Here is a 4375-nt window from a genome sequence, read left to right as displayed (position 1 = left end):
CACCGTGTCGGTGGAGAAGATCGCCGGCAAGAAGATCACCGTCGTGCCGATCCTGCGTGCCGGCATCGGCATGCTCGAAGGCGTGCTCAGCCTGATCCCGGGCGCCAAGGTCTCCGCTGTGGGCGTTGCCCGCAACGAAGAAACCCTGCAAGCGCACACCTATCTGGAAAAACTGGTACCGGAAATCGACGAGCGCCTGGCGATGATCATCGACCCGATGCTCGCCACCGGCAGCTCCATGGTTGCCACCATCGACCTGCTGAAAAAGGCCGGTTGCCGCGACATCCGTGCCATGGTCCTGGTGGCCGCGCCGGAAGGCATTGCTGCCGTCGAACAAGCGCACCCGGACGTGACCATCTACACCGCGTCCATCGATGAACGTTTGAACGAGCACGGCTACATCATTCCTGGGCTTGGCGATGCTGGTGACAAGATCTTCGGCACCAAGCAGAAGGACGCGTAACCATGCAGCAAGAGTTCAACGATCCGCTCTGGCGCACGGTGCTGTCCGGTGCGCAGATGCTGTTCGTGGCCTTCGGTGCCCTGGTGCTGATGCCGCTGATCACCGGCCTGGACCCGAACGTGGCACTGTTCACCGCAGGTCTGGGGACGATTCTGTTCCAGATCGTCACCGGGCGACAGGTGCCGGTGTTCCTCGCGTCGAGCTTCGCCTTCATCACGCCGATCATTCTCGCCAAGGGCCAGTTCGGCCTCGCCGCGACCATGGGCGGGGTGATGGCGGCCGGTTTCGTCTACACCTTCCTCGGCCTGGCTGTGAAGATCAAAGGCACCGGCTTCATTGACCGTTTGCTGCCGCCCGTAGTGATCGGTCCGGTGATCATCTCCATCGGCCTGGCCATGGCGCCGATTGCCGCGAACATGGCGATGGGCAAGGCCGGCGACGGCACCGAGCTGATCCACTATCAGACGGCGATGATGATTTCCATGCCGGCGCTGCTGACCACGCTGATCGTGGCGGTGTTCGGCAAGGGCATCTTCCGTCTGGTGCCGATCATTTCCGGCGTGCTGGTGGGTTTTGCCATGTCGTTCTATTTCGGCGTGGTCGATACGGCGAAAATTGCTGCAGCGCCGTGGTTTGCCTTGCCGCACTTCACCGCGCCCGAGTTCAACTGGCAGGCGATTCTGTTCATCGTTCCGGTGGCGCTGGCCCCGGCGATCGAACACATCGGCGGCGTGATTGCCGTGGGTAGCGTGACCGGTCGCGATTACCTGAAAAAGCCGGGCCTGCATCGCACCCTGCTCGGTGACGGCATCGCCACCACCGCCGCCGGCCTGTTCGGCGGCCCGCCCAACACCACTTACGCCGAAGTGACCGGCGCGGTGATGCTGACCAAGAACTACAACCCGAAAATCATGACCTGGGCGGCGATCTTCGCCATCACCCTGGCGTTCATCGGCAAGTTCGGCGCGCTGCTGCAAAGCATTCCGGTGCCGGTGATGGGCGGGATTCTGTGCTTGCTGTTCGGTTCGATCGCAGCGGTGGGCATGAACACCCTGATCCGCCACAAGATCGACCTGGGCGAAGCGCGCAACCTGGTGATTGTTTCGGTGACGCTGGTGTTCGGTATCGGCGGCGTGCTGGTCGGCACCGGCACCGGTCCTGATGACTTCGGCCTCAAAGGCATCGCGCTGTGCGCGGTGGTGGCGATTGCGCTGAACCTGATCCTGCCGGGCAATGACGGCTGGAAGCAGAAGAAGGCGGATGAGCCACTGATTTAACCCCCCGCAATGATCGTTCCCACGCTCCGCGTGGGGATGCCTCAAGGTGACGCTCCGGTGTCCAGTGACGCGGAGCGTCACTGGCTGCATTCCCACGCAGAGCGTGGGAACGATCACTGTGTGAGCGGGCTTGCTCAGAGGGCCAGCGGCGCTCGTTCGCAGAGCGTGGCCAGCGCCTTGGCCCATTGCGGGTCGTCGTTCAGGCACGGCACCAGCAGCAACTCCTCGCCCCCCGCTTCGCGGAACTGTTCCTTGCCGCGATCGCCGATCTCTTCCAGCGTCTCGATGCAATCGGCGACGAACGCCGGGCACATCACCAGAATCTTTTTCACCCCGCTTTTGGCCAGTTCATCCAGCCGCGCTTCGGTATACGGCTCGATCCATTTCGCCCGGCCCAGGCGCGACTGAAACGACACCGACCATTTGCCGTCCGCCAGCCCCATGGTTTTGGCGAAGGCGGCGGCGGTACGGAAACACTGCGCGCGATAACAGGTCGCCAATACCTCCGGCGAGGCGGTCTGGCAGCAATCGGCGCCCTTGAGGCAGTGATTGCCCGTCGGGTCGAGCTTGCTCAGATGGCGCTCAGGCAAGCCGTGAAAGCTCAGCAGCAGATGATCGTAATCCTGCTGTAGATGCGGACGCGCACTGGCGGCCAGTGCTTCGATGTATTCCGGCTGATCGTAGAACGGTTGCAAGATCGACAACTGCACATCGAGCTTCATCTCGCGCAGCACGCGTCGGGCTTCTTCGATCACGGTGGTCGTGGTGCTGTCGGCGAACTGTGGGTACAGCGGCGCCAGCGTGATCTTCTTGTGTCCCGCTTTGACCAGACGCAGCAGACAGGTTTCGATCGACGGCTCGCCATAACGCATCGCCAGATCCACCGGGCCGTGTTTCCAAGTCCGGGTCATCTGCTCCTGCAAGCGGCGGCTGAGCACCACCAGCGGCGAACCCTCCTCCCACCAGATCGAGGCATAGGCGTGTGCCGATTGCTCGGGACGCTTGATCAGGATCAGCGACACCAGCAACCGCCGCAGCGGCCATGGCAGGTCGATCACGTAGGGGTCCATCAGAAATTGATTGAGGTAGCTGCGCACATCGGCCACCGAGGTGGAGGCCGGAGAGCCCAGGTTGACCAGAAGCAAAGCGTGATCGGTCATGCAACGTCCTATTTCAGAGGCGGCTGGAGAGATCATCCAGAGCCGCGCGTAAATCCGTAAAGCGGAAGCTGAACCCCGCTTCCACCAGGCGTGCCGGCGTCGCGCGCTGGCCGCCAAGCAATAACAGTGACAGCTCGCCGAGCATGACTTTCAGCGCCAGGGTCGGCATCGGCATGAACGCCGGGCGGTGCAACACACTGCCCAGGGTCTTGGCAAATTCGCGGTTGCGCACAGGTTTCGGCGCGCAGGCATTATAAGGACCGCTCGCCTGATTCCGGTGCAGAAGAAAATCAATCAGGGCGATTTGATCGTCGATGTGAATCCACGGCATCCACTGTCGACCATTGCCCAAAGGCCCGCCCAGCCCGAGTTTGAACGGCAGCAACAGCCGCGACAAAAAGCCGCCCTCGGCCGACAGCACCAGACCGGTTCGCACCAGCACCACGCGGATGCCGAGGTTCTCGGCACGCAGCGCGGTCTCTTCCCAAGCGATACACAACTGACTGGCGAAGTCGTCGATGCCGGGAGGTGATTCTTCAGTCAACTCGCGTTCGCCACCGTCGCCGTACCAGCCGATCGCCGAGCCGGAAATCAGCAGCGCCGGTTTCTGCGCGCGAGTTTCCAGCCACGCCAGTAGCGTTTCCGTCAGGGTGATGCGGCTACTCCACAGCAACGCCTTACGGCGATGAGTCCAGGGGCGGTCGGCAATCGGCGCACCGGCGAGATTGACGATCGCATCCAGCGGCTCTTCGCCGAGGTCCTCCAGACGCGAAATTCCGCGCACTTGCGCGCCGCAGATCTGCGCGACTTTTTCCGCGCGGCGACTCCACACCGTCAGCCGATGGCCCTGCTCCAGCCAGTGCCGGCAGAGCTGACGTCCGATCAAACCAGTACCGCCGGTCAGCAATATGTGCATGACATCTTCCTCGCGTGGCGTTTAACCCGGATCACTAGTCTATTTTTATAGGCAGGGATCTTTTCGATCGGGCAGGCTCTATGGTTTAACAATAGGCCAAGCTGTCAGAACGAGAACGCTAGAAGTTATACCAAAAAACAGAATTGTACAGGTTTGATCGACGGCGTAGTCTGTACAGAAAGGTAAACGAGGCCCCTATGACTGTACCTATCGCAATCATCGGCACCGGCATCGCCGGGCTCTCCGCCGCTCAGGCTCTGACAGAGACCGGGCATACCGTTCAACTGTTCGATAAAAGCCGCGGCAGCGGCGGGCGCATGTCGAGCAAGCGCAGCGACGCCGGCTCGCTGGACTTGGGCGCTCAATACTTCACCGCGCGTGACCGGCGCTTCGTCACCGAAGTGCAGCGCTGGCAGAGCCAGGGCTGGGCCGCCGAGTGGGCGCCGCAGCTGTACACCTTCCAGGGCGGCCAACTGAACATGTCGCCGGACGAGCAGACCCGCTGGGTCGGCACGCCGCGCATGAGCGCCATCACCCGCGGCCTGCTCGATGGCCTGGA

5 protein-coding genes are annotated in these 4375 nt (G+C 62.3%); 3 read left to right on the top strand and 2 right to left on the bottom strand.

Annotation, left to right across the window (positions count from 1 at the left end):
- Nucleotides 1-463: uracil phosphoribosyltransferase (gene upp / locus OQK_RS15755; protein ID WP_016773230.1), on the top strand; the 463-nt coding region annotated here is incomplete at its 5' end.
- A 2-nt stretch (nucleotides 464-465) separates the two neighbouring features.
- Nucleotides 466-1740, top strand: a complete 1275-nt coding sequence (locus OQK_RS15750) for a uracil-xanthine permease family protein (protein ID WP_016773229.1) — start codon at nucleotides 466-468, stop codon at nucleotides 1738-1740.
- Nucleotides 1741-1874: 134 nt separating this feature from the next.
- Here OQK_RS15750 and hemH read toward each other — a convergent pair whose 3' ends face one another.
- Together hemH and OQK_RS15740 are read right to left on the bottom strand one after the other, a co-directional pair.
- Entirely contained in the window at nucleotides 1875-2900 is a 1026-nt protein-coding gene (hemH, locus tag OQK_RS15745) for a ferrochelatase (protein ID WP_016773228.1), read from the bottom strand.
- Between the two features lie 13 nt (nucleotides 2901-2913).
- Nucleotides 2914-3816: a TIGR01777 family oxidoreductase gene (locus tag OQK_RS15740; RefSeq protein WP_016773227.1), complete on the bottom strand. Its 903-nt coding sequence runs from the start codon at nucleotides 3814-3816 to the stop codon at nucleotides 2914-2916.
- A 197-nt stretch (nucleotides 3817-4013) separates the two neighbouring features.
- Here OQK_RS15740 and OQK_RS15735 point away from each other — a divergent pair.
- Nucleotides 4014-4375 (top strand): FAD-dependent oxidoreductase (locus tag OQK_RS15735; protein WP_016773226.1); only part of this gene is annotated, 362 nt, incomplete at its 3' end.

It is taken from the genome of Pseudomonas sp. R62, from assembly GCF_000257605.1.
Lineage (GTDB): Bacteria > Pseudomonadota > Gammaproteobacteria > Pseudomonadales > Pseudomonadaceae > Aquipseudomonas > Aquipseudomonas atacamensis.
This window is presented reverse-complemented; position numbering and strand designations above follow the sequence as displayed.

What these genes read in the sequence shown, in the direction of transcription:
- OQK_RS15750 (WP_016773229.1), top strand. Translation starts at nt 466, where the DNA reads ATGCAGCAAGAGTTCAACGATCCGCTCTGGCGCACGGTGCTGTCCGGT.
- hemH (WP_016773228.1), bottom strand. Translation starts at nt 2,900, where the DNA reads ATGACCGATCACGCTTTGCTTCTGGTCAACCTGGGCTCTCCGGCCTCC.
- OQK_RS15740 (WP_016773227.1), bottom strand. Translation starts at nt 3,816, where the DNA reads ATGCACATATTGCTGACCGGCGGTACTGGTTTGATCGGACGTCAGCTC.